General features: G+C 65.7%; 20 protein-coding genes. 6 read left to right on the top strand and 14 right to left on the bottom strand.

Annotated features, from left to right (window positions below; translation table 11 throughout):
• Positions 1–17 precede the first annotated feature (17 nt).
• The 7 genes from BRX37_RS10025 to paoA all read right to left on the bottom strand — a co-directional run bounded on the left by BRX37_RS10025 (position 18) and on the right by paoA (position 8,826).
• Positions 18–1,481 carry a TolC family protein gene (locus BRX37_RS10025; protein ID WP_125986817.1) on the bottom strand — a complete coding sequence of 488 codons (1,464 nt, stop codon included), beginning with the start codon at positions 1,479–1,481 and terminating at the stop codon, positions 18–20.
• A 2-nt stretch (positions 1,482–1,483) separates the two neighbouring features.
• Positions 1,484–2,554, bottom strand: coding sequence for an efflux RND transporter periplasmic adaptor subunit (locus BRX37_RS10020; RefSeq protein ID WP_017501808.1), 1,071 nt, complete (start codon positions 2,552–2,554; stop codon positions 1,484–1,486).
• Entirely contained in the window at positions 2,551–4,233 is a 1,683-nt protein-coding gene (locus tag BRX37_RS10015) for an ATP-binding cassette domain-containing protein (protein WP_125986684.1), read from the bottom strand. Before BRX37_RS10015 ends, BRX37_RS10020 begins: the two co-directional genes overlap by 4 nt.
• A gap of 184 nt (positions 4,234–4,417) precedes the next feature.
• Positions 4,418–5,017 carry a cysteine hydrolase family protein gene (locus BRX37_RS10010; RefSeq protein ID WP_125986682.1) on the bottom strand — a complete coding sequence of 200 codons (600 nt, stop codon included), beginning with the start codon at positions 5,015–5,017 and terminating at the stop codon, positions 4,418–4,420.
• A 20-nt stretch (positions 5,018–5,037) separates the two neighbouring features.
• Positions 5,038–7,239 carry an aldehyde oxidoreductase molybdenum-binding subunit PaoC gene (gene paoC, locus BRX37_RS10005; RefSeq protein WP_125986680.1) on the bottom strand — a complete coding sequence of 734 codons (2,202 nt, stop codon included), beginning with the start codon at positions 7,237–7,239 and terminating at the stop codon, positions 5,038–5,040.
• 4 nt (positions 7,240–7,243) lie between these two features.
• The gene (locus tag BRX37_RS10000; RefSeq protein WP_125986678.1) at positions 7,244–8,194 is read right to left on the bottom strand and encodes an FAD binding domain-containing protein; all 951 of its coding nucleotides are present in this window, start codon (positions 8,192–8,194) and stop codon (positions 7,244–7,246) included.
• Positions 8,191–8,826 carry an aldehyde dehydrogenase iron-sulfur subunit PaoA gene (gene paoA, locus BRX37_RS09995; protein WP_125986676.1) on the bottom strand — a complete coding sequence of 212 codons (636 nt, stop codon included), beginning with the start codon at positions 8,824–8,826 and terminating at the stop codon, positions 8,191–8,193. The genes BRX37_RS10000 and paoA overlap by 4 nt, the downstream gene beginning before the upstream one ends.
• 301 nt (positions 8,827–9,127) lie before the next feature.
• Here paoA and BRX37_RS09990 point away from each other — a divergent pair, with 301 nt between their 5' ends.
• The 4 genes from BRX37_RS09990 to BRX37_RS26710 all read left to right on the top strand — a co-directional run bounded on the left by BRX37_RS09990 (position 9,128) and on the right by BRX37_RS26710 (position 13,674).
• Positions 9,128–10,144, top strand: a complete 1,017-nt coding sequence (locus tag BRX37_RS09990; RefSeq protein WP_125986674.1) for an adenosine deaminase — start codon at positions 9,128–9,130, stop codon at positions 10,142–10,144.
• A gap of 79 nt (positions 10,145–10,223) precedes the next feature.
• Positions 10,224–11,993 (top strand): tetratricopeptide repeat protein, encoded by a 1,770-nt coding sequence (locus tag BRX37_RS09985; protein WP_125986672.1) that lies wholly within the window; start codon positions 10,224–10,226, stop codon positions 11,991–11,993.
• A 180-nt stretch (positions 11,994–12,173) separates the two neighbouring features.
• Complete coding sequence (locus BRX37_RS09980) at positions 12,174–13,496, top strand: chloride channel protein (RefSeq protein WP_125986670.1); 1,323 nt, start codon at positions 12,174–12,176, stop codon at positions 13,494–13,496.
• Between the two features lie 28 nt (positions 13,497–13,524).
• Positions 13,525–13,674, top strand: a complete 150-nt coding sequence (locus BRX37_RS26710) for a hypothetical protein (RefSeq protein ID WP_168708657.1) — start codon at positions 13,525–13,527, stop codon at positions 13,672–13,674.
• A gap of 1 nt (position 13,675) precedes the next feature.
• Here BRX37_RS26710 and BRX37_RS09975 read toward each other — a convergent pair whose 3' ends face one another.
• The 5 genes from BRX37_RS09975 to dnaE form a co-directional block, all read right to left on the bottom strand.
• Complete coding sequence (locus tag BRX37_RS09975; protein ID WP_010337356.1) at positions 13,676–13,921, bottom strand: hypothetical protein; 246 nt, start codon at positions 13,919–13,921, stop codon at positions 13,676–13,678.
• A 73-nt stretch (positions 13,922–13,994) separates the two neighbouring features.
• Positions 13,995–14,585 (bottom strand): GNAT family N-acetyltransferase, encoded by a 591-nt coding sequence (locus BRX37_RS09970; RefSeq protein WP_125986668.1) that lies wholly within the window; start codon positions 14,583–14,585, stop codon positions 13,995–13,997.
• Positions 14,582–15,556, bottom strand: coding sequence for a carbon-nitrogen hydrolase family protein (locus BRX37_RS09965; RefSeq protein ID WP_125986666.1), 975 nt, complete (start codon positions 15,554–15,556; stop codon positions 14,582–14,584). The genes BRX37_RS09970 and BRX37_RS09965 overlap by 4 nt, the downstream gene beginning before the upstream one ends.
• Positions 15,557–15,596: 40 nt before the next feature.
• Positions 15,597–16,007, bottom strand: coding sequence for a ketosteroid isomerase-related protein (locus BRX37_RS09960; RefSeq protein ID WP_125986664.1), 411 nt, complete (start codon positions 16,005–16,007; stop codon positions 15,597–15,599).
• A 32-nt stretch (positions 16,008–16,039) separates the two neighbouring features.
• Positions 16,040–19,582 (bottom strand): DNA polymerase III subunit alpha, encoded by a 3,543-nt coding sequence (dnaE, locus tag BRX37_RS09955; RefSeq protein ID WP_004211996.1) that lies wholly within the window; start codon positions 19,580–19,582, stop codon positions 16,040–16,042.
• Between the two features lie 159 nt (positions 19,583–19,741).
• Here dnaE and BRX37_RS09950 point away from each other — a divergent pair, with 159 nt between their 5' ends.
• The gene (locus BRX37_RS09950) at positions 19,742–20,914 is read left to right on the top strand and encodes a Yip1 family protein (RefSeq protein WP_125986662.1); all 1,173 of its coding nucleotides are present in this window, start codon (positions 19,742–19,744) and stop codon (positions 20,912–20,914) included.
• A gap of 64 nt (positions 20,915–20,978) precedes the next feature.
• On the top strand, positions 20,979–22,784 hold the full coding sequence (locus BRX37_RS09945) for a diguanylate cyclase (protein WP_125986660.1): 1,806 nt from the start codon (positions 20,979–20,981) through the stop codon (positions 22,782–22,784).
• Here BRX37_RS09945 and BRX37_RS09940 read toward each other — a convergent pair.
• Positions 22,773–23,459: an ABC transporter ATP-binding protein gene (locus tag BRX37_RS09940; RefSeq protein ID WP_004211993.1), complete on the bottom strand. Its 687-nt coding sequence runs from the start codon at positions 23,457–23,459 to the stop codon at positions 22,773–22,775. The genes BRX37_RS09945 and BRX37_RS09940 overlap by 12 nt on opposite strands.
• Positions 23,452–24,702, bottom strand: coding sequence for a lipoprotein-releasing ABC transporter permease subunit (locus BRX37_RS09935; RefSeq protein WP_125986658.1), 1,251 nt, complete (start codon positions 24,700–24,702; stop codon positions 23,452–23,454). Before BRX37_RS09935 ends, BRX37_RS09940 begins: the two co-directional genes overlap by 8 nt.
• Positions 24,703–25,218 lie beyond the last annotated feature (516 nt).

Genomic DNA, 25,218 nt, shown 5'->3' with positions numbered 1-25,218 from the left:
TCGCAGCCATATGCCGCCTAGCTGCGATCCAGTCCCAGCGCCCGATCATCGGCCGTTGCCGCCGCCATTTCGGCCTGGGCCGCGGCGATGCGGGCCTGCGCCTCGATCAGCTTGACCGCGGCGTCGGTGGCCGCTTCCTCGCGACTATTGACCAGGAAGAAATCGCTCGATCCCAGATCGAAGCGGCGCCGTTCGGCCTGGGCCAGTCGTTCGGCCAGGTCGCGCTGCCGGCGGGTCGTATCGACCAGCACGCGCGCGGCGTCGACCTCGATGCCGATGCCGGCCACTTCGGTGCGGATCTTTTCCGCCAGATAGCGCTGCTTGACGGTGAGTTCGTCGATCTTTGCCTGGCTCTCGGCAACCTTGCCCCTCGCTTTGCGGTTCTGCAGCGGCACCTTGAAGGTCACGCCGACGATCACCTCCAGCGGCGTACGGCTATAGCCTCCCAGCCCCTGGGCACCGACATCCTTGGCGACCTGCCCCTCGAAGTCCAGCTTGGGGCGGGTGTCGTTCTCGGCAAGCGCCAGCTTGACCGAGGCGTTGTCGATTTCCTCCAGCAGGATGCCGAAGTCGGGGCGATCCTCGATCGCGAACAGCGGGTTGATCCGCAGGCCGTCGAACGCGGAGGCAGACGCGGGCAGGCGCGCAGCATCGACGAGGATCGGCAATCCGTCCGCATCGCGATAATAGAGCGAGAAGCTGTTGGCCGCCGCCATGAACTCCTGCCGCGCCTGCACCACCAGCGCCTCGCGCTTGACCATGTTGGCTTCATTCTCGGTCAGCAATATCGCGGACTTGGCGCCCAGTTGCACCTGGCGCGCAATGCCCTGGCTACGGCTTTCCGCCAGATCGTAGAGCGCCTCATAGGCCTTGAGCTTGAGGCCGCTCGCCACCCATTTCTGATAGGCCGCAATGGCGCGCGCCTGCACGCCGATGGCGGTCGCCCGCGTTTCAAAGCGCGCGATGTCAATGTGATTGCCGGCGATTTGCGACGCGGATCGCCGCGCGTCGATCAGGCGATCGCGCATCAGGGCATAGAGCGCCCCGATCTTCAGCTCGCCCGCGCGATTGGTATAGGCCTTATCCTCATAGACCGGGAAATCCCCGCGCGAATTGCGATATTGGCCATAGACATAGCCGCCATTGCCGGTCAGCGGGCGTTCGACCTTGCTGTCGATCAGCGTGCCGTCATAATAGCCCTCGACCCGGCTGCGGGCATCCACGGAAAACACCGTGTCGAAAGCGCCCTGTGCGCTGATCGCGCGCCCTTCGGCCTGACGCGCGCGCGCCAAAGCGGCAATGATATCGGGCGCCGAGCGGGCCGAGGATTGCAGCACCTCATCCAGCGTCAGCGGCGTCGAGGGCTGCCCTGCGGTCGGCGCGGGCGTCGCATCGACCGACATGGCTGCACCAGCCGCGCACGGGAGGGTGCCCGCGCCCATGGCCACGACCAGCATGGGAAGCGCCATCGCGCGCCACATCGTCACTTCTTCTTCTCGATCGAACTCTTGTCGTCCTTGGGCGCTTTCGCCTCGCCCTTGCCGGCCACCTGATCCTGGCCGAAGTTGAGCGGAAAGTCGTTGAGCTGGCGCCACAATTCATACCAGACCGGCACCGTGTCGCCCTGCACCCAGCCCAGCACCTTGCTGCCCTGACGGACGAAGCGTCGCTCCGGCCAGGCGGTCTTGCCCGGCGCCTGTTCCACCAAGATCCGGAACAGTCCGTCGGTGCGCGGCGTGGGATCGACCGACCGCACCTGGCCGTCATAGATGCCAACAGCAAAAGCCGGCCAGCCACTGAACTGGAAGGCCGGAAAGCCCTCAAATTCGAGCCGCACTTGGCGCCCCGGCTCGACCAGGGGCACGTCGCGCCCATCGACATACAGCTCGACCGCGCGGGTTATATTCTCGGGCGCGATCGTCGCCAGCACCGTGCCGGACGAGATCAGCGCGCCGCCCGCTGCGGCATTCAGATCCTGCACCCGACCTTCGCGCGGCGCAGAGACGATCTGCGCCGAACTTTGCGCGAGCTTGATCTCGATCTGCTTGAGCTTCGCGCGCGCTTCGGCCAGCTTCGCATCGACATCCGCGACCTTGATCTGGGTCTGCTCATAATCGCGCCGGGCGGCCAGCCCTTCGGCATAAAGCTGACTGGTGCGATTGACGTCGATCATCGCGGTCGCCCGCGCCTGCTGGACCGCCGCGATCTGCGCCTCGACCTGCGCCTTTTCCCCGGCCAGCCGGGCGAGGAAATCGGGATCGACATCGACCACCCGGACGATCGGATCGCCGGCCCGGACATGATCGCCGTCCCTGACGTAGAACTCGGCGACGCGGCCGCTCACCAGCGAGGATACGTCGCGGGCGCGGTCCTGCGCGCTCAACGTCGTGACCTGGCCACCGCCCTGCGCCGTCTGCTGCCAGGGCACGAACAGGATCGCCAGCACGAGCAGGACGCCCAGCAGGATGAGCCAGGCGACGGTCGTCACCAGTCGGGGCGGCCGCAACTGGGCGAGCGACGGGAAATGTTCGGCCTGGGCGCGATCGAGCGTCATGCCTGCGCCTCCCGCGCCGCAACGAAGCGGGCAAATTCATCCTTGTCGGTGAACCGTTGCTGCGCGCGCGCGCCAACCCAATACCAGGCGTCGAGGTCGAGCGCTTCGGGGCGCCCGCTGCTGAGCAGCACGGTCGTACCCGCTGCCCGCAACTCGGCCAATGTCGCCTTGAGGCTGGCAATCGGCATCATGTCGTAAAGTTGCGACAACAGCAGCACGCGCGGACGGCTGAGCAGAGCATTGGCAAGCTTGAGCTGCATCACTTCGACGATCGACAGCGGCGAGCCGGAGCTGGCGAGTTGGGTATCCAGCCCGTGCGGCAGCCTGGCGAGCCGCGCGCCCAGGCCCACCCGTTCCAGCGCGTTCATGATCCGTGCCCCATCCATGTCGCGGCCTTCGGCGAACGACAGATATTCGCGCAGGGTGACATCGATGATGGTCGGACGATTGAGCACCATCACCGCCGATCGCAGCAGATACATGTCGAAACTGCCCAGTTCGCTGCCGCCGATCAGGACGATGCCGCTGTCGGGCGCGGCGTGGCGTTTGAGCAGCAGCGCCAGCGCGCTTTCCATGCCCGGTTCGGCCAGGATCACCGCCTGTTCGCCGCTCGCAATCTCGAAATTGATCTGGGCCTTGTCGATCTCGACATCGCGGAAGCGCACCGATCCGTCGCGCGGCGCCTCCCCGCGCTGGCCCAGCCGCTCCTGCGGGATGGCCAGGATTTGCGACAACTCCTCGCTGCTCGCGACCAGATCATAGAAGGTGTCGAGATAGGAACCGAGCTGGTAGATGCCGTAGAAGACGCCGGACAGGATCAGTTCCGCCGCGACCAGTTGCCCGATCGAAAGCTGGCCGGCCAGGATCAGATTCCCGCCGAGCGCAAGCAAGGCAGCCGCCGCGAAGGCATAGACCAGGAAATAGCCCAGCGTCTGGGCGAAACTGTAGCGGAAATAGCGGCGATGCGCGGCAATATAGTCGGAAATGACCGTTTCGGAGCGATCCATCGCGAAATTCAGGTGCCGGGCCGACTTGTAGAAACCGTTGGAACCGCCGACGCTTTCCAGCCAGTGCGCGGCATTATGCTTGGCGTGGCTCACGCCCACCGCGCCGGTGATCGCGCCATGCCGCCAGGCCAGCCAGATCATCAGGCACACCGTCACCAGCACCAGGTTGAAGGCCAGGAAGAAGGGATGGTAGAAGCTGGTCACCACCAGTCCCACTGCCCCCTGCAGCACGATGGTGAAGGCGCCGATCACCAGGCTGGGCACCGATTTCTGGACGATCACCATGTCGAAATAGCGGTTGAACAGGCTGCCCCGGCTTTCATCCACGAAGAAGGGGTTTTGCGCATGCACCGCGCGCACGGTGATTTCCGCGACCACCCGCGCAAAGATGCGGCGTTCGAAGATCGCCAGCAGATAGACGCGCAGCGCGCTCAGCCCCGCCACGACCAGCAGCAGTGCCAGCAGCACGCCGGACAGGATCCACAAGGGCGCGACCAGCGCGGTACGCGCCACGGAGTTGATCAGCAGTTGCACGGAAATGGGGGTGGCCAGCGACAACAGGCTGATCGCCACCGTATAGACGATCCCGACATTCACATAGCTGCGGTCAGGCCCCACCACCTCCGACAGCCACGCGGCCGCCTGCCGCAAGCCGAAACGCTCACTCGCCAACTCGACACCTGTTCCCTGCCAGCCTCATCGAAAGCGCCCCTAACCGCGGCGATTACGGCCCACAATGGCTTATGCTGCACAGCAACATAAACTTATGAAGCGTTTGCAGAATGGTGCAGGCATCAGGGCAAATGCTGCCCTCCCGGCCAGAAGTCCCCCGCTCTGGAGGGGACAGATCGGTCCTTCAGCCAAATTGCGCGAGAAAATCCCGCCCGGTCATTGGCAGCGAGAACATCGGGAAATCCTTGGTGATCGCAACGCGCTGTTCCTCCTCGCCGATGGTGGCGCAGCAGTCAATCAGCGTCGCGACATGATAGCCCCGTTCATAGGCGGAGCGCATGGTGGATTCGACACAGCAATTGGTGAGAAAGCCGGCAATGGCCAGGTGCGTCATGCCATGCTGGCGCAGGATGAAGTCGATATTGGTGCTGGCGAAGCAGTCAAGGCCACGCTTGCCCTCCACCACGATCTCGCCATCGGTCGGCGCCATCGCATCGGCAATCTGCGCGCCCCAGCTGCCACGGCGAAAGGCCCTGGCGGCGATCACGCCGGCAAGGATGCCATAGGGCCGGGGCGACAGTTCGGGATAGCCCTCCGCAAAGCTGATCGGCACATGAAGGATGGTGAGTCCCGCCTGGCGCGCGCCATCCAGCAGCGCGATACTGTTCGCCAGCATGCTGGTGGCGCGCATCACGTCCCGCACCGCCTCATGCTGGGCACCGCCCTCGCTGACGAAATCATTCTGATATTCGATCAGGACGATGGCGGTCTTGTCCGGCTTCATGCTCTTGCTCCGGTTGAGGGTCAGGCGATGTCGGGCATCTGGTCGAGATATTTGTCCAGCGTCAGGGGATAGTCACGCACACGGATGCCGGTGGCATTGTAGATGGCGTTGGCGATCGCCGATCCGGGACCGCATATGCCCAATTCCCCCACCCCCTTCGCCTTCAACGGCGAGACCACCGGGTCGAGCGTGTCGAGGAAGATGCATTCCTGATGCGGGATGTCGGCGTGGACCGGCACTTCATAGCCGGCAAGGTCGTGATTGACGAAGAAGCCGAAGCGGGTGTCGACCGCCAGTTCCTCCATCAGGGCGGAGCCGGCCGACATGACCATGGCACCGATCACCTGGCTGCGCGCCGACAGCGGATTGAGGATGCGGCCGGCATCGCACACCGCCAGCATGCGGCGTATGCGGGTTTCGCCGGTATAGGCGTTGACCGCCACCTCGGCGAAATGGCCGGCATAAGTGCCGACGTCATAGCCCTTCTTGAAATCGCCGAAGCTGATTTCATCCTCCGCCGTCAGGGCGCCGGCATCGGTCAGCGCCATGCGGCGACCGCCCGCATCGATCCGGCCGTCGGCAAAGGTCGCGCTATCGGCGTCGAACCCCAGTTTCTGGCCGATCGCGCGGCGCAACGCCACGCAGGCGGCATAGACGCCGGCGGTCGAACTGGCCGCGCCCCATTGGCCGCCCGAACCCGATGAAGCGGGAAAATCGGAATCGCCCAGCACCACTTGGACCCGATCGAGCGGCACGCCCATGGTTTCCGCCGCGGTCTGGGCGATGATGGTGTAGCTGCCGGTACCGATGTCGGTCATGTCGGTTTCGATGGTGATACGGCCATCCGTGCCGAGCCGTGCGCGCGCGCCGGAGGTCGCCGTCGGCCCGCCGCGATAGCCCGCCGCGACGCCCATGCCGATCAGCCAGGCGCCCTCGCGGCGCTGCCCCGGCCTGGCGCTGCGCTGCGCCCAACCGAACCGCTCCGCCCCTTCGCGCAGGCAGCGGACCAGATTGCGGTCGGAAATGCGCTGGGTCGCGTTGGCGGGCACCGTCCCTTCGGGCTCATTGCGGATGCGCAGTTCGATCGGGTCCATGCCGAGCTTTTCGGCCAGTTCGTCGATCGCCACTTCCAGCGCCAGATGCCCCGGTGCTTCGCCGGGCGCGCGCATCGCATTGCCCTCCGGCAGATCGAGCATGGCGACATGATTGGCGGTCATGCGATTGGCGCCGGCATAGACTTTGGGCGTCTGGGCCGTGCCATCCTCGCCATCCGTGCCGTTGATGTTGCTCGACCAGTTTTCATGCCCGATCACGGTAATCCGCCCGTCCCGCTCCGCGCCGATACGGATGCGCTGGATCGTCGCCTGGCGATGGGTCGCGTTATTGGCCATCAGCGGGCGCTGCACGGCAATCTTGACCGGCCGTCCGGCCACCTTGGCACCCAGCGCCGCCAGCACGGCATCCGCCCGCACGAACAGCTTGCCGCCAAAACCGCCGCCAATATAGGGCGAATCCACCCGCACATTGGCAGGGTCGATGCCCAGGATCTTGCCCATGCTCTGCTTGGCCCAGGCGATCATCTGGTTGGACGTCCAGAGCGTCAGCCTGTCGCCGTCCCAGGCAGCGATGGTGGCGAACGGTTCCATCATCGAATGACTTTCGTTCGCGGTGCTGTAGCGCGCGTCGAGCTTCACCGGCGCTGCGGCGAAGGCGGTGGCGAAATCGCCCTGACTGCTGGTGTCGGGCTTGCCTCCCTGCCCCTTGGCCAGCGGCGCGGCCGGGGCGACGGCAGGAAAATCGAACACGCCCTTGTCCCGCACATAATCGGTGCGGATGAGCGCCGCGGCGGCGCGCGCTTGCTCGAAGCTTTCGGCCACCACACAGGCGATCGCCTGATGATAATGATGGATGTCGCTGCCACCGAACAGCGGGGCATAGTTCATCATGCCCTTGCCGACCGGCTTGGTATCGGGGGCGGTCACGATCGCGATCACGCCCGGCGCGGCGCGGGCCAGGCTGGTGTCCATCGCGGCGATCCGCCCCTTGGCGATGGCCGATCCGACGACGAAGCCATAGGCCTGGTTGGCGATGACATCATGGCGTTCGGCGGCATAGGGCGCCTGGCCGGTGGTCTTGAGCGGGCCGTCGATCCGGGGCGTCGACTTGCCGACGATCTTGGCCTGATCGAACAGATTGGCTTTGGCGGGGGCATCGAATTTCATGGGATCAACTCCTCGCCTGGGCCATGAGCGACGCCAGCGTCCGCTCGGCCAGTTTCAGCTTGAACCTGTTGTCCTCGGTCGGACGGGCATCGGCAAAGACCTTCTCCGTCACCGCGCGGGCGCCGCCTGGAAAGGCGCCTTCGGCCGCTTCCACCCGCCAGGGCCGATGGGCGACGCCGCCAAATGCCACGCGTCCGCTACCGTCCTTCTGGATGACGGTGGCGACCGAAACCAGCGCGAAGGCATAGGAGGCCCGGTCGCGCACCTTGTAATAGAGCTGGGTGCCGCCGATCGGCTTGGGCAGGGTGACGGCGGTGATCAGTTCGCCAGCCTCCAGCACATTGTCGCGCTGCGGCTCATTGCCGGGCAGGCGATGGAAGTCGGCAAAATCGATTGCGCGCTTCGCGCCATCGGCCTTCACCGTCTCGACCTTCGCATCGAGGAGGCGCAGCGCCACGCCCATGTCGCCGGGATAGGTGGCGATGCACTGGTCCGACGAACCGATGACGGCCAGCTGCCGGGAAAAGCCGCCGATCGCCGCGCAGCCGGTGCCGGGCCGACGCTTGTTGCAGGGCATGTTGGTGTCGTAGAAATAGGGGCAGCGGGTTCGCTGCAGCAGGTTCCCCGCTGTCGTCGCCTTGTTGCGCAGCTGGCCGCTGGCGCCGGCAACGATCGCACGGGCAAGGACGCCATAGTCGCGGCGGACCGCCATGTCCGACGCCAGCGCCGTGTTGGTGACGAGCGCGCCGATCCGCAGCCCGCCCTCCGCTGTCTTCTCGATCCGGTCGAGCTTCAGATCCTGGACATCGACCAGATGAGTGGGCGTCTCGATCTCCAGCTTCATCAGGTCGAGCAAATTGGTGCCGCCAGCCAGATATTTGGCGCCAGGCCGGCCGGCTACGGCGGCGGCGGCCTGCTCGGGCGTCTTCGCCCGTTCATAGGTGAAGCTCTTCATGCCTTTGCTCCCGCGACCTGCGCCATGGCCTGCGCGATATTGGAATAGGCGCCGCAACGGCAGAGATTGCCGCTCATCCGCTCGCGCATCTCGATATTGGAATAGTCCGGGGCGCGGGTGATGTCCGCCTGGACATGGCTAGGCACGCCCTGCTCGATTTCCTTGAGCACGGCGACGGCAGAGCAGATCTGCCCAGGCGTGCAATAGCCGCACTGATAGCCATCATGGGCGATGAAGGCCGCCTGCATCGGATGGAGGTTGTCGGGCATGCCCAGCCCTTCGATCGTGGTGATCTCGTCGCCCTGATGCTGCAGCGCCAGACTGAGGCAGCTGTTGATGCGGGTGCCGTTGACCATCACGGTGCAGGCGCCGCACTGGCCATGATCGCAGCCCTTCTTAGTGCCGGTCAGCTTGAGATGTTCGCGCAGCGCGTCGAGCAATGTCGTGCGGGTGTCGAGCTTCAACTGCTGCCGCTTGCCATTCACGATGAAATCGACCGCCATCATCGGCGGCGGCGCAGCGGGAGACGGCTGTGCCTGAACTGGTGCTGGAATGACGGCAACCGTCGCGGAGGCGGCACCGCCCGCCAATATGCCACGTCGCGACACGCCCATATCCGGAAAATCGGCCATGAAAATCTCCCCTGCAGACGCTGGTTGCGCGCTCTATCGAAGAAAAAAATGGCGGCCGTCTTCCGGCCTGCCATCTACCCAGATGGAGGATAACACAGGAGAGGCCGTTCAGGTTCATGCGATGATCGGCATGATGTCATGATCAGGGATCATGAATGCTATGGCGGCCGACGCTGATCGCCAAATAAATACCGCGGGGCCTTCCACACACGACCTTCCACGCAAACCAGCATGGCGCTGCAACGACCGTTTCGCGCGGCCTGCTCCTGTGCCATGGTGGTCGATCCTGTATAGAGGCCCCATGACCGACATCGACCAATTTATCGCCGGACTGCCCAAGGCAGAGTTGCACCTCCATATCGAAGGGACGCTGGAGCCCGAACTGATGTTCGCGCTGGCCCGGCGTAACGACGTGACGCTGCCTTACGGCTCGATCGACGAGATCCGCCAAGCCTATGATTTCGGCAATCTCCAGGATTTCCTCGATATCTATTATGCCGGCACCAATGTGCTGCGCACGCCGCAGGATTTCCACGATCTCGCCGCCGCCTATTTCGATCGCGCAGCGCAGGACAATATCGTCCATGCCGAAATCATGTTCGATCCGCAGGCGCACACATCGCGCGGCGTGCCCTTCGCCCATGTGATCGAGGGACTGCTGTCAGCCATGCGGGACGCGGAAGAACGGCATGGCATCACCAGCGACCTGATCCTGAGCTTCCTGCGCCATCTGAGCGAGGAAGAGGCGTTCGACACGCTGCGCGCCGCCACCCCCTGGCTGCCGCAGATCAAGGCGGTGGGGCTGGACTCGTCGGAAGTCGGCCACCCGCCCGAGAAATTCGCCCGCGTCTTCGCGGCCGCCGCCGATGCCGGCCTCAAGCTGTGCGCCCACGCCGGCGAGGAAGGCCCGCCCGCCTATGTCTGGGAAGCGCTCGACCTGCTCAAGGTCGACCGGATCGACCATGGCAATCGCGCGCTGGAGGAGGATGCCCTGGTCGAGCGACTGGTGGACGAGCAGATGGTGCTGACCGTCTGCCCGCTCTCCAACCTCAAATTATGCGTGATCGACGACATCGCCAGCCATCCGCTCGACCGGATGCTGGACATGGGCCTGCGCGCGACGGTCAATTCCGACGATCCGGCCTATTTCGGCGGCTATCTCAACGACAATTATCGCGCCGTCACCGCCGCACGCGACCTGACCCGCGAACAGATTGCCCTGCTGGCGCGCAACAGCATCATCGGCTCCTTCCTGCCGCAGCAGGCCAAGGACGCGCATCTGGCGACCATCGACGCCTATCTCGAACAGGCGCACTGACGCCCTGATTTACCGGCCCCTTCCCCGATGATATAGTCTGTCTCACAGGATGGCGGGCTTTTGGGGAAGGGCCGGACGCATGGCTGACTGGATAAGGGCAGCGACCGCGCTGGGCATCGGCCTGTCGCTCGCCTCCGTATCGATCGAACCCGCCTTCTCGCCCGCGACGCTTGCCGCGCTCGATCCCGTCCGCCTCGCCCGCAGCCTGTGCAGCGGCCCACGGGCCGGCTCCGCCCTCGCCCGCGAATTGCTGATCGCGGCCGCCGCCGCCCAGCCGATCACCAACGCGCCGCCGATCCCGCTGTTCGACGATCTCACCCATTCGCGCTTTCCGCTGACCACCACCAATCCGCAGGCGCGCCGCTATTTCAGCCAGGGCCTGCTGCTCATGTACGGCTTCAACCATGCCGGCGCGGTCCGCTCCTTCCGGATGGCACAGCGGCTCGATCCGGCCTGCGCGCTCTGCTGGTGGGGCGAGGCGGTGGCGCTCGGCCCCAATATCAATGCACCGATGGATGCCGGCGACCGGGACGCCGCACTCGCCGCGATGGACCGGGCGATGACGCTGCGCGATCAAGCGTCACCGATGGAGCGCGGCCTGATCGCGGCGGCGGCGCTGCGCTATGCCCCTGATCCCGATGCCGACCGCGCCGCGCTCGACGGCGCCTATGCCGATGCGATGCTGGCACTTGCCGCACGCTTTCCTTCCGATGACGATGTCGCCCTGCTGGCGGCCGAAGCGGCGATGGACACCAGCCCGTGGAATTATTGGGAGGCCGACCGCAAGACCCCGATCGGGCGCGCCGGCGCTGCCGTCCGCCTGGTCGAAACGGTGCAGGCCCGCAATCCCGCCCATGTCCAGGCGGCGCATCTGATGATCCATCTGCTCGAAGCGAGCGACGCAAAACGCGCCGAAGCCGCCGCTGATCGCCTCTCCGCCGATGGCATGCCCAGCGCCGCCCATCTCGTCCATATGCCAAGCCACATCTATCAGGTCGTCGGCCGCTATCGCGACTCGATCCGCGTCAACATCGCCGCCGCCCGCGCCGACGAAGCCTTCATCCGCGCCACCGACGACCACAGCTTGGTGGGCTACGGCTATTATCCGCACAATGTCCATTTCATCGTCGCCTCCGCGCAAATGGCCGGCGACATGGGCAGCGCGATACGGGAGGCGCGGCGCCTGCGCACCATCCTCGATCCCGAAACCTCGGCCGCCATCTCCTGGATCCAGGCGATCGACGCCGCCCCCTATCTGGCCATGGCGCAGTTCGCCGCGCCCGCCGACATCCTCGCCCTGCCCGCGCCCGATCCGCGCCTGCCCTATGCCATCGCCATGCGCCATTATGCCCGCGCCGTCGCCCATGCCCAGCAGCGCGACCAGCGCGGCTTCGATGCGGAGGTCGCAGCGATGAGCGCGCTCGCCCGCTCCGATGCACTGGCCCCGATGATTGCGCAGGGCGTCCCGGCCCCTGACCTGATCGCGCTCGCCACCGCGGTCGCGCGCGGCCGCCTCGCCACCGCCCAGCGCCGCTATGCGCAGGCCGCCGATCATTATCGCGCCGCGATCGCGCTGGAGCGCAGGATACCCTATCAGGAACCGGCCTACTGGTATTATCCGGTGCATCAGTCGCTCGGCGCTGCCCTCTTCCTCGCCGGCCGCCACGACGAAGCCAGCGCCGCCTTCCGCCAAGCGCTGATCCAGGCCCCCAATAATGGCTGGGCGCTTTACGGCCTCGCCCGCGCGGAGGCAGCCCAGGGGCACAAGGCAGAGGCCGCCGCCGCCCGCAAGGCCCTGACCAGCGCCTGGTCCGGCGATCCCGACTGGCTGCGCATGGAGCGGCTCTGAGGGGCGATCCGCTTGTCGATCGGGAAAATGGACAAATAGCCGGAAAATACTGGCCATCGCCCATTTTGCTGGTAGGGAGGGCGCGTCCAGCCCACCGGGATCGATATTTCGCGCCATGGCATCCGCGCCGCCCCCTTTCCGCGTCCTGCGTCAATCGCGCCCCGGCGCGCAACGTCCGTCATGAGCCGCCCCGGCCAGCGCTGGAGCCGCCGCCGCGCCCGCGCGCTGCTGCGCCATAGCGGGCCGACATCCTTGCTTTTCCGCCGTCGCCTCGCCCTGATCGGCGGCGCCGTGCTGGTCGGCCTCGCCGCGCTCGCCTTCGCCTGGGCCGCGGACGAAGCGACCGAGGCTTTCCATCGCCTGGCCACCGCCAATCGCTGGCTGCCGCTGCTGCTGACCCCGCTCGGCTTTGCCGCCCTCGCCTGGATCACCCGCAGCGTCGCGCCCTTTGCCGGCGGATCGGGCATCCCGCAGGTGATCGCCGCCACCCAATTGCCGGAAAAGGTCGGCCGCTGCCTGGTTGACCTGCGCATGGCCCTGCTGAAGGTCGTGCTGACCATCGCCGGCCTACTGGTCGGCGCCTCAGTCGGCCGCGAAGGCCCCACCGTCCAGATTTCCGCTGCCATCCTTGCCCGCGTCCACGCTTTGCTGAACGTGCCGCTGCGCGCGTCCGTCATGGTCGCGGGCGGCGCGGCCGGCGTTGCCGCCGCCTTCAACACGCCGCTCGCCGGCATTGCCTTCGCGATCGAGGAACTGGCCTCCGCCTATGAGCAGCGCATGACCCTGCTGGTCATCACCGCGGTCATCATCTCGGGCATGGTCAGCCTCGGCGTCGCTGGCGACTATGTCTATTTCGGCGCGGTCGCCGCCCATCTGCCGCTGCAGTCGGCCGTGCCGATCGCGCTGCTGGCCGGGTTGCTGGACGGCATGTCCGGCGGCCTGTTCGCGCGGCTGGCGCTCGATGCCGCCACCGCGCGCAATCGCATGACCGACTGGATGCGGGCCCATCCGGTGCTGTTCGCCGGCGGCTGCGGCCTGCTGGTGGCGGCGATCGGCGTGGCCACCGGCCTCACCTGGGGCACCAGCTATGCCCCGGCCCGCACCATGATCGCGGGCGGCGACCAGCCGCTCTGGTTCGCCCCCGCCAAATTCCTCAGCACCCTCGCCACCAGCGTCTCGGGCATTCCCGGCGGCATCTTCGCGCCCTCGCTCGCCACCGGCGCCGGGTTCGGCAATCTGCTGCGCTGGATTTTCCCAGGCGAACCGGCGAGCGCCGTCGTGCTGCTGGGCATGGTCGCCTATTTTACCGGCGTGGTGCGCGCGCCATTGACCGCCGTCATCATCATTTCGGAAACCACCGGCAGCCGCGGCTTCATGTTGCCGCTGCTGGGCGCCGCGCTGGTCGCCGACGCATCCGCCCAGATATTCTGTCGCGAGCGCCTCTATCACGGCCTGTCCCGCAACTTCCTGGAGCGGGCCAAGGCCGCCGAAGCAAGCCGCTGACATGGCGGCGCTCGGCTGCCTGTTGCTGATGATATTGCCGATTATCGGCTTTCTCGCCGGCCAGCTGCTGGCCGGCATGGACGGCGCCTGGATCGGCGCGGCCATCGGCCTCACCGGCGCGATCGGCTTTTCGGCGGTGACCTTCTACGCCCTGCTCCAGGCCGGCCGCCGCCGCTAGATCAGCCCTCGGCGCGCAGCTTGTCCGCCAGTTGCTGGATTTCATCGGGATTGAGCAGCCAGGTCCGGGTCTTCTGCCCCTCGCGATGCACCGGCTGGGTCAGCAGCACCCGCGCCTGTTCCTTGGCGAAGGGCTTGAACAGGCCATAATGGATGACGCAATCGCGCACCGTCGCGATCAGCGGCGCCTTGCCATCCAGGTCGATCATGGTGGCAGGCTGGTCCCAGGGAATGGTCGAGATAATCATGGATATCCCATCACCACCCGCCACGCGCGAAATCAAGGGAAAGCTTTCGTCGCCATGCGCGCGGACCCGCCCCTTACAGCGCCCGCATCCAGAATTGCATCGGGTGGCTGACCTTTTCGCTGCCGCCAATTTCCTTCCAGCTCATGTCGCACAGCGCGCCCTCGATCGGCGCATAGCCGCGCTTGCGCCAGAAGGGGGCAAGGTCGCGGGCGTCGGCCGGACGGCGCGGATCGTTCTCCTGGCGCACCACGCCGCAGAAGATCGCAAAATCGGCGCCGGCGTCGCGCGCCGCCGCCTCGCGTGCGTCGAAGAAGAGATGGCCGATGCCGCGGCCATGATAGGCCGGCAACAGTACGGACTCGCCGAAATAGAAGCTGCGCGCGACATCGACGCCGGCTGCCACCAGCGGCGCGACCAGGCTGTCGGGCTGGCCGGCCAGCGGCGATGCGGTGGCGATGCCGACCGGTTCCTCGCCGATCCGCGCCCGCACCAAAGTCGCCTTGTCGCTCGCCAGAAATGCGCGCAGATACGCCTCCTCATGCGCGGCATCGCCCTCGTAAAGATAGGGCCACTCACGGAAGATGCGGATGCGCAGCGTCGCCAGCGCCTCAAGTCCCTGCGCATCGCTGGTCACGCGGTCGACGATGATCGACGGCTCGGTCATTCTGCAATCTCCTGATCTTCGATTTGCGGCGCGGCCGGCGCATCATCGCGCGCGGCATCGCTGGCCATCTGCGCGATCACGTCCGATCCCGCGCCATTCTGGATGATGTGGAAGGGCACATGCTGTTGGGGCCAGTGTCGGAAGGGCAGCACCGTGCCATCCGCACGCAACTGGTCGACCATGGCAAGGTCGATGTCCGCCAATACCCAAGCCGGGCCGTTCGCCTGCCCCAGCGCGATCACGCCATCATCGGGCATCATGCCATCGGGTGGTCCAAAGGCACCGGCGGCGCCGAAATTCTCGTCCATGCAGGGCAGCCAGGGCGCCATGCCGACGCTGGGCGACTGGACGACGAAGCATTGATTTTCCATCGCCCGCGCCTGCGCGCCGATCCGTACCCGCCAATAGCCCTGCATCGTGTCGGTGGCCGATGGCGTCAGGATCAGCTTGGCGCCCGCCTCCGCCTGCGCCCGCGCGATCATCGGAAATTCGACGTCATAGCAGATCGAGATGCCGACCGGCCCGATCGGCGTGTGGATGAGGTTGATGCTGTCGCCGCCGCTGATGCCCCAGCGCTCGCGCTCGAACCGGGTCATCATGATCTTGTCCTGATGGCCGGTGGTGCCGTCCGGGCAGAAGAGCCGCGCGCGGTTGACGATCCGCCCGTCGCTTTCCCGCACCGGCCGGCTACCCGCCAGGATCATGATGTCAAGCCGCGCCGCAAGCTCGGCATGGACGCGGTCATAGGCCTCGCCAAACTGCATCACCAGGTCGAGCGAGGCGGTCAGATCCGCCGCCCGCTCGGGATCGATCCCGGCCAGCTCCATCGCCGCATATTCGGGGAAGATCGCCAGGGTCGCGCCCAGCGCGGCGGCTTCCTCCACCCAGCGGGTCAGCTTTTCCTGCCAGGCGGCAAAGCTCTGCACCTGCTCGATCGGATATTGGGCGGCGGCAACGCGGATGTGGGTCAAGGATACCTCAGGATGGGATGGCGACAGGACTGGCGAAGGCTTAATGCCCTTCGACCTGCGCGATCCAGTCGGCCAGATTATAATGGTTGGAAATGCGCGTTATCTGCCCCTCGACGATGTCGAAGAAAGCGCCAACCCGCAGATGATAGGTCTGGCCGGCGGCCGGCGGCAGGCCCTCGTCGGTCACCAGATAGCGCCCATCCAGCAGGAACTCGGCCGCCGCCCGCGTCCCTTCCGCATTGGCCAGCACGATCGGATCGATTACCGTCTCGGCATAACAAATGTTCATATGGGCCAGGAAATCGGCGAAGGCCGCCTTGCCGATGCGGGCCGCGCCCTGGCTCGGCTCATGCCGCACATCGTCGGCCAGCAGCGCCAGCATCCCCTCGGCATCCTGCCGGTTGAAGGCGTCATAATAGGCATGGACCAGGGCCAGGGTCGCTTCGGACACAGATTTCTCCTCGGACTGGGGAACGGGCGGGATCAGCCGACCAGCCGCATGGCCGATCGGCGATGGCGGGTGCGATAGCCGTCCGACTTCGCCTCCATCCGCGCCAGATTATGGACGGTCAGCCCGGCAATACCACTGATCGCGTCGACCTGATCGGCGCCCAGCGTGAAGTCGTCGCCCAGGAAGACACGGGCCGCCTTGCCATCGCCGATCGGCGCGCGCACGAACACCTCACACCGCCCGCCCCTGCTGCCGGACAGGATCGCGGCCAGCTTTGCGACAGCCTCGACCATCTCGATGTCCAGCACCAGTTCCATGCGCGACACGTTGGCGATCTCGCGGAACGGCTCCATCCGGCGCACGGTGACACGCGGCGTTTCCTCGCCCGGCAGGCGATCGAGTTCGACATGCAGCAGCGCGCAATCGCCCTCGCGCGCCAGTTCCTCGATCTGCTTGCAGGCATCCTCGTCGAAACAGCTCGCCTGGAACTGGCCGCTCTGGTCGGAGAAGGTGGCGTTGGCATAGCGCGCACCCCGCCGCGTCTCGCGCCAGCGCACATCCTCGACCATCGCCGCCATGATGCCCATCACCCGTCCTTCGGCATTGGGCATGCCCATTGGCTGGGAACAGATTTCGCCATAGCTTTTCGCGCCGCGCGCATCGGCCAGATGGCGGAAGCGGTCGACCGGATGGGCCGAGAAATAGAAGCCGAACGCCTCCTTTTCCTGCGCCATCCGGTCCGACACGGTCCAGGCCTGATGCGGCGGGATACGGACGTCGGCATGGGCCGTCTCGACATCGCCGAACAGGCCGCCCTGCCCGCTTTCGCGTGCCTGCGCCGCGCTTGCCGCGACGCTCAGCAGTGTTTCGGCCGCCGCATGCACCCCGGCCCGGTCGGCATGGATGGTGTCGAACGCACCGGCCGCGGCCAGGCTTTCGAGCTGCCGCCGGTTGAGCAGGCGTGGCTCGATCCGGTCGGCCAGATCGTCCAGATGCTTGAACGGGCCATTGGCTTCGCGCTCGGCAACCAGCTGCTCCATCGCCTTCTCGCCCACGCCCTTGAGCCCGCCCAGCGCATAGCGCACGGCAAAGCCCAGACGCGGATCATCACCCTCGAACGGCACCGCCTCGACGGTGAAGTCGGCCTCGCTCTGGTTGAGGTCGGGTGGCAGACAGGTCATGCCCATGCGCCGCATATCGTCGACGAAGACGGTCAGCTTTTCGGTCAGATGGATATCGAACGCCATCGACCCGGCATAGAATTCCGCCGGATAATGGGCTTTCAGCCAGGCGGTCTGATAGGCGAGCAGCGCGTAGGCGGCGGCGTGCGACTTGTTGAAGCCATAGCCGGCGAACTTGTCGATCAAGTCGAACAGTTCGTTGGCCTTGGCCGGCTTGATGTCGCTCTTGGCACAGCCCTCGACGAAGCGCAGGCGCTGGGCGTCCATTTCCGCCTTGATCTTCTTGCCCATGGCGCGGCGCAGAAGGTCGGCGTCGCCAAGCGAATAGCCGGCCAGGATCTGCGCGGCCTGCATCACCTGTTCCTGATAGACGAAGATGCCATAGGTTTCTTCGAGGATCGGCTTCAGCAGGATGTGCGGATATTCAATCTCTTCCTGGCCGTTCTTGCGGCGCCCGAACATCGGGATATTGTCCATCGGGCCGGGACGATAGAGCGACACCAGCGCGATGATGTCGCCGAAATTGGTCGGACGCACGGCGGCCAGCGTCTTGCGCATGCCTTCGGATTCCAGCTGGAACACGCCGACCGTGTCGCCGCGCTGGAGCAGTTCATAGACCTTGGCATCGTCCCAGGCCAGTGTGTCGAGATCGACCGTGACGCCGCGCCCCTTGAGCAGCTGCACCGCCTTTTGCAGCACAGACAGCGTCTTGAGGCCGAGAAAGTCGAACTTCACCAGCCCGGCGCCCTCAACGAACTTCATGTCGAACTGGGTCACCGGCATGTCGGATCGCGGATCGCGATAGAGCGGCACCAGCTGGCTCAGCGGGCGGTCACCGATCACCACGCCGGCCGCATGGGTGGAACTGTGGCGCGGGAAGCCCTCCAGCTTCATCGCATAGTCGATCAGGCGCTTGACCTGATTGTCATTGTCATATTCCGCCTTGAACTCGGCGACGCCGTTCAGCGATCGCTCCAGCGTCCAGGGATCGGTCGGATGGTTGGGCACCAGCTTGGCAAGGCGGTCGACCTGGCCATAGCTCATCTGCATCACGCGGCCGGTATCCTTCAGCACGGCGCGCGCCTTCAGCTTACCGAAGGTGATGATCTGGGCGACGTGATCGCTGCCATATTTCTGCTGCACATAGCGGATCACCTCGCCGCGCCGCGTTTCGCAGAAGTCGATATCGAAGTCGGGCATGGAGACCCGTTCCGGGTTCAGGAAGCGCTCGAACAGCAGGCCCAGTTGCAACGGATCGAGATCGGTGATGGTCAGCGCCCAGGCGACCAGCGATCCGGCACCCGAACCACGGCCCGGCCCCACCGGAATATCATGATCCTTGGCCCATTTGATGAAGTCGGCCACGATCAGGAAGTAGCCGGGGAAGCCCATCTGGATGATGATGTCCATTTCGAACTTCAGCCGCTCGAAATAGGGCTGGCGCGCCTCGTCCGCGATGATCCCGGCCTTCTCCAGCCGGGCCTCCAGCCCGGCGATCGACTGATCGCGTAGCATGATGCCCTCGCCCTCGATATCGCCGGCCAGGCTGGGCAGGATCGGCTTGCGCTTGGGCGCCATCACCGCACAGCGCTGGGCCACGACCAGCGTATTGGCCAGCGCCTCGGGCAGATCCTCGAACAACCGCTTCATCTCCGCCGCCGGCTTCATCCAGGCGTCGGGCGAACTGGTGCGGCGATCGGGCGTCTCGACATAGGCGCCATCGGCAATGCACAGCATCACGTCATGCGCCGCGTGAAATTCCGGCTCGGCAAAGCAGGTCGGGTTGGTCGCGACCAGCGGCAGATTGCGGTCATAGGCTAGGTCGAGCAACTGCGGCTCCGCCTTGCCCTCTACCGGGTCGAGCCGGCGGCAAATCTCGACATAGAGCCGATCGGGGAACAGCGCCTGCAACCGGTCGGCGTAAGCGAGCGCAGCGTCGGGCTGATCCTCGGCGAACAGGCGAGCGATCGCCCCCTCCCCGCCGGCGGTCAGCGCGATCACGCCATCGGTCCGCCCCTCCAGCATGTCGAGCGTGACATGGGGCACTTCCTCCAGCGGCCGGTCGAGATGCGCCATCGAGACGAGCGCACAGATATTGTCATAGCCGCCCGCATCCTGCGCATAGAGGGCGATCCAGTCATGCACCGCCGGCGCATTGGACGGCCGGCCCGGCCGCACCACGCCCAGCATGGCGCCGACGATCGGCTGCACGCCCTCGCCCTTGCAGCCATCGGAAAAGGCCATCGACCCATAAAGGCCGTTACGGTCGGTGATCGCCGCCGCCGGAAAACCCAGGGCCTTGGCCTGCTTGGCGATCTTCTTGGGGTCGATCGCCCCTTCGAGCATGGTGAAGGACGAAAAGATGCGCAGCGGTACGAAGGCGGAATGAGACATCGCGGCAATCTAACGACGCCCGCGCCCGCGCGCCAGTCCCGCCCGGCGAAAAGCTGTGGACAAAAGCACCACTTGTCGCTTGCCAAGGGCTGCGCTTGCTGATCCTATCGCGCCCAAAGAACGGGCCAGAGGATAAGCCAGAGAACAGGGAGCACGGTCATGTCGGATAGCAACCCGGTTTCCACCCCGCCCGGCATCGCCGATCGGGCCAAGGCGATCATCCTGCGCCCCAGGGACGAATGGCCGGTGATCGAGGCCGAACCGGCGAGCATCGGCAGCATCTATACCGGCTATGCCATGATCCTGGCGGCGATCCCGCCGCTCGCGACCCTGATCGGCGGACAGGTCTTTGGCCATGGCCTGTTCGGCATCACCTGGCGCCCGCCGCTGATCGGCGCGATCGGCATGGCGATCGCCCATTATGTCCTGTCGCTGATCGGCCTGGCCGTGCTGGCGATCATCATCAACTTCCTCGCCCCCAGCTTCGGCGGCCAGCGCGACAAGCTCAAGGCGTTCAAGATTTCCGCCTATTCGGCGACCGCCGGCTGGCTGGCCGGCATCTTCTCGCTGCTGCCGGGCCTTGGCATGCTCGGCCTGCTCGGACTTTACAGCCTCTACCTCCTCTATCTCGGCCTGCCGCGCCTGATGAAGGTGCCAGAGCAGAAGGCGCTGCCCTACACCATCGTCACCATGGTCGCGGGCGCGCTGCTCTTCATCCTCGCCAGCCTGCTCGCCATGCCGTTCAGCGGCCTGCTGGGTGGCCATGCCGGCCCGGACGATATTAGCGCCGACATCATGGTGCCGGGCATCGGCAAGATCGACGTCGACAAGATGGACGACGCCACCAAGCAGATGGAACAGGCCGCCAAGCGGATGGAGGAAGCGACCAACAATGGCCGCTCCGCCGCGATCGCGCCCGATGTGCTGCAGGCGCTGCTGCCCGAGAAGATCGGCCGCTTCACCCGTACCGAGATTGAGAGCAGCGGCATGTCCGCCGGCGCCCATGCCTCCGCCCGCTACCGTGCCGGCGACGACGAGATCGAGTTGGAGGTGAACGACATCGCAGTGGCCGGCGCCTTTGCCGGGATCGGCGCGGCGCTCAACGTCCAATCGAACCGCCAGACCGCCAGCGGCTATGAGCGCACCCAGACGATCGACGGCCGCATCGTGACCGAGGAATGGGACAAGGACAGCCGCCACGGCAAATATGCCACCACACTGGCCGACCGCTTCATGGTCGAGGCGGAGGGCACCGTCGCCGATATCGGGGAATTGAAGGCCGCAGTGAACGCGCTCGATCTCGACCGACTGAGCGCGCTCGCCGCAAAATAGGCAATGTCATGAGGTCGCCCGCGTAACGAATTGCCAAGCTATAGGGCTTAGGTTAGGCGCCACCATGCGTTTATCCACGATCACCAACTGGGCCTATGGGGCCACCGTCCTGCTCACTTTGGCGTCGGGCACGACGATGCTGTTCGCGTCCGGCGCGGAACAGCGCGAGCGCGCCGCCGTCGCCCAGCGCGCCAGTTTCGACCAGTTGACCTCCACCCTGGAGGAGGATGTCTATCGCCTGACCGAACAGGCGCGCGGCTATGTGATTTCGGGCGATCCCAGCCATCTGGTCGTCTATCGCCGCGAGAAGGAAGCGCTGCGTTCCGTCGAGGACCGCATCCGGCATCTGAAGGATGCCGGCGCCAACGAAAATGAACTCAGTGCGCTGCGGCAGGCGATCCAGTGGGCCGACGCCCTGTCCGACGAGCAGGATGTCGCGATCAAGGCGGCGCAGTCGGGCGATGACAAGACCGCCCGCACCATCCTCTTCGGCGACGAATATGGCCGCGAGCTGGACCGGGTAGCGGCACAGGTCGGCCGCTTCCAATATATGCTGGACCATCGCACCGACACGGCGGTGCAGGGCGCGACCGATACCGCGCGCCAGTGGCGGACCATGTCGGAAATCATGCTGGGCGTCACCGCCCTGCTGTTCCTGTGCGTCCTCTATTTCGTGCTGAAGCAGCGCATCCTGCATCCGGTCGTGCGCCTGAGCGATGTCGTCACCCGTCTTGCCGCGCAGGATTTTGCCGCGATCCCGCCCGACTTCCCGCAGGTGGACGAGATTGGCGACATGGCGCAGGCGATCCGTATTTTCCGTGAAAATGGCCTGGAGCGCCAGCGGCTGGAGCAGGAGCGCGATGTCGATCGCACCATGCGCGACCTGCTGTCGCGGATGACCCAGCGCCTGCAGGGCTGCGACAGCACCGCCGACCTGGTCGAGGTGGTGCGCCGCTTCACGCCGGAAATCACGCCCGATTTCCCCGGCCGCCTCTATATCCACGACATTCGCCGCAACATGATGCTGCAGGCCTGCGACTGGCTCGATCCCAAACAGTCGCGCAACGATTTCCCGGCCTCGGCCTGCTGGGCGCTGCGACGCGGCCAGGTCCACAAGCCGCGCGGCGGCATGGTCGACATTGCCTGCGAGCATCTGGAAGGCGAAACCGCCATCCCGACCATCTGCATCCCGCTGGCGGCGCAGGGGGAAAGCATCGGCCTGCTCTATTTCGAACAGACCCGCGAGATGGACGCCGAGCATCTCGACCGGGCGGAAAAATATCTGGAAATGCTGGCGGAGAATATCGGCCTGGCGCTCGCCAATTTGCGCCTGCGCGACGCGCTGCGTGAAATGGCGATGGCCGATGCGCTGACCGGCCTGCCCAACCGCCGCCATTTCGACGCCATGTTCGAAGCGCTGGTGGACGAGGCGGAACGCAACCATGCCCCGCTCGCCTGCCTGATGGTCGACATCGACCATTTCAAGCGGTTCAACGACAGCTATGGCCATGATGCCGGCGACGCGGTGCTGCGCGCGGTCGGCGCGGTGCTGGGCGACTCGCTGCGCGAACAAGGCTTTGCCTTCCGCCTGGGCGGCGAGGAATTTGTCCTCCTGATGCCCGGCTTCACGCTGGAGCAGGCGCTCACCCGGTCCGCCCAGATCCAGCAGCGCATCCGCGACCTGCGGGTCGAGCATCGCGGTCAGGAACTGGGGCCGATCACCGCCTCCTTTGGCCTCGCCGCCTGGCCCGACCATGGCGCCGCCACCCGACTGGTCACCACCGCCGACGCCGCGCTGCTGCGTGCCAAGGGCGAGGGCCGCGACCAGATCATGGTCGCGACCGCGCGCGAGGGGCTGTTACCGGGCTGACGCCTCTTCCAGCCGCCCTTCGTGCAGGCGGACCACCCGGTCCATCTTTTCCGCCAGCCGCTCATTATGAGTGGCGACCAGAGCCGCCGATCCTTCGCCGCGCACCAGGCGCAGGAACTCGGCCAGCACCACGTCGGCGGTGCGCTCGTCCAGATTGCCGGTCGGCTCGTCCGCCAGCACCAGCGCCGGGCGATTGGCCAGCGCGCGGGCGACCGCGACGCGCTGCTGCTCGCCGCCCGACAACTGGCTCGGCCGATGGTCGAGCCGATGGCCCAGCCCCAGCGCCGTCAGCAGCGATTCCGCGCGGGTCCGCGCCGCGTCCATGGTCGCGTCCTTGATCACCTGCGGCAGCACGACATTCTCGGTCGCGTTGAAATCGGGCAACAGGTGGTGGAACTGATAGACGAAGCCCAGCGCATCGCGGCGCAGGCGGGTGCGCCCGTCATTGTCCAGCTTGGCCGCTTCCTCGCCGGCGATGCGGATCGATCCGTCGAACCCGCCTTCCAGCAGGCCGACCGCCTGCAACAGCGTCGACTTGCCCGAGCCCGAAGGGCCGAGCAGCGCGACGATCTCACCCGGCCCGACCGTCAGGTCGACGCCGCGCAGCACGTCGATCGTGACCCCGCCCTGGGTGAAGCTGCGGGACAGGCCGCTGACCTTGAGGACATCATTCATAGCGCAGCACCTGGACCGGATCGGTATTGGCAGCCTTGAAGGCCGGATAGAGGGTGGCGAGGAAGCTGAAGACCAGCGCCATCAGACAGATGATCACGATCTCGACCGGATCGGGCTTGGACGGCAATTCGGTCAGGAAGCGGATCGAGGGATCCCACAGATTCTGCCCCGTCACGAACTGGATCACATTCACCACGCTCTGACGGAAGAAGAGGAAGGTGAAGCCCAGCGCCATGCCGGCGACCATGCCCAGCGTGCCGATGGTCACGCCGACGGTCATGAAGATCTTCACCAGCCCGCTCCGGCTCGCCCCCATGGTGCGCAGGATCGCGATATCGCGAGTCTTGGCGCGCACCAGCATGATCAGCGAGGACAGGATATTGAACACCGCGACCAGCACGATGATCGACAGCACGACGAACATCGCCACCCGCTCGACCGCCAGCGCCTCGAACAGGCTGGCATTCATCTGGCGCCAGTCCTGCACCACGGCGCGGCCCGCGACCTTGGCCGCCAGCGGTTCCAATATCTGGCCAACCTTGTCGGCATTGACCGTCTCGACCTCGATCATGCTGACGACATCGCCCAGCAGCAGCAGCGTCTGCGCGTCCTCGATCGGCATGACCACGAAGGCCTTGTCATAATCATAGACGCCGACCTCGAAGATCGCCGCCACCTGATAGGAAATCTGGCGGGGAACGGTGCCGAACGGCGTCGACCGGCCCGCCGGGTTCATGATGCTGATATGGTCGCCGACCTGGATACCCAGATTTTCGGCCAATCGCACGCCGATGCCGACCTTCTCGCTATTGGCGGTCAGCGCGTTGAGATCGCCCGCCACGATCTTGCCCTTGAGCGTCGTGTTGCTGCGAATGTCGGGCACGGTCATGCCGCGCACCAGCACGCCTTCCACCCGACCCTGATAGCTGCCGAGCAGGGGCTGTTCGATCAGCGGGGTCGCGCTGGTGACGCCCGGCGTCGCCTTCGCTTCCTTCAGCACATCGCGCCAGTCGGGCAGCCGCCCGCCATAGCCCTGCACCACGGCATGGCCGTTGAGGCCGACAATCTTGTCGAACAGCTCCGCGCGGAACCCGTTCATGACGCTCATGACGATGATGAGCGCGGCGACTCCGAGCATGACCGCGGCCAGGCTGATGCCGGCGACGAGGAAGATGAAGCCTTCCCCCTTGCCCGGCAGCAAATAGCGCTTGGCGATCATGCGTTCGTAGCGGGATAGAATCATGGTGGCGCGAATGGCCCTTCTGGTAGTGATGCGGCCGGTCTAGCAGGCTGAGCCTTAACGGCAAGGATTGCGGAATTGTTGCACGCGGGACACAGGCCGATACAGAAAATCACAGAGCCCGGATTTTGCCCGTGACAGCAGGCTGCGCCAGTCATAGCAAGGCTCCCGAGGCACAGGCAAAAGGCCGTGGTTCAGGGATACTGCTTCCCACTTCAAGCTTAGGGGGCTGAGAAGTCGGTAGAGGCAGGCCAAGGGGGAGACGAGCAATCGTCCATTAAGTGCCCGGATCGCGAAAGCGGCCCGGGCACTTTTTTGTTCAGCGACTCTTGGGCACTCTTCCCGCTTAACTTCGCACATTTCCCGCACATCTTGGCATTTTCGGATTCAAGACGGAAATTTTGTTACGCTTCCGACCATTTTCCGTGCCCTCTTCTCGCCAGTCTATCGCCTGCGGGCGCTGTAGGACAGGCGGCGCGATGCTTCGTCCTGCCCCCTCTTGAACAACGCAAAGAGCCA

Source organism: Sphingomonas sp. S-NIH.Pt3_0716 (genome assembly GCF_003950715.1).
GTDB lineage: Bacteria > Pseudomonadota > Alphaproteobacteria > Sphingomonadales > Sphingomonadaceae > Sphingobium > Sphingobium yanoikuyae_A.
Note: the sequence above shows the minus strand (reverse complement) of the source record. Positions and strands in the feature narration are given on the sequence as shown.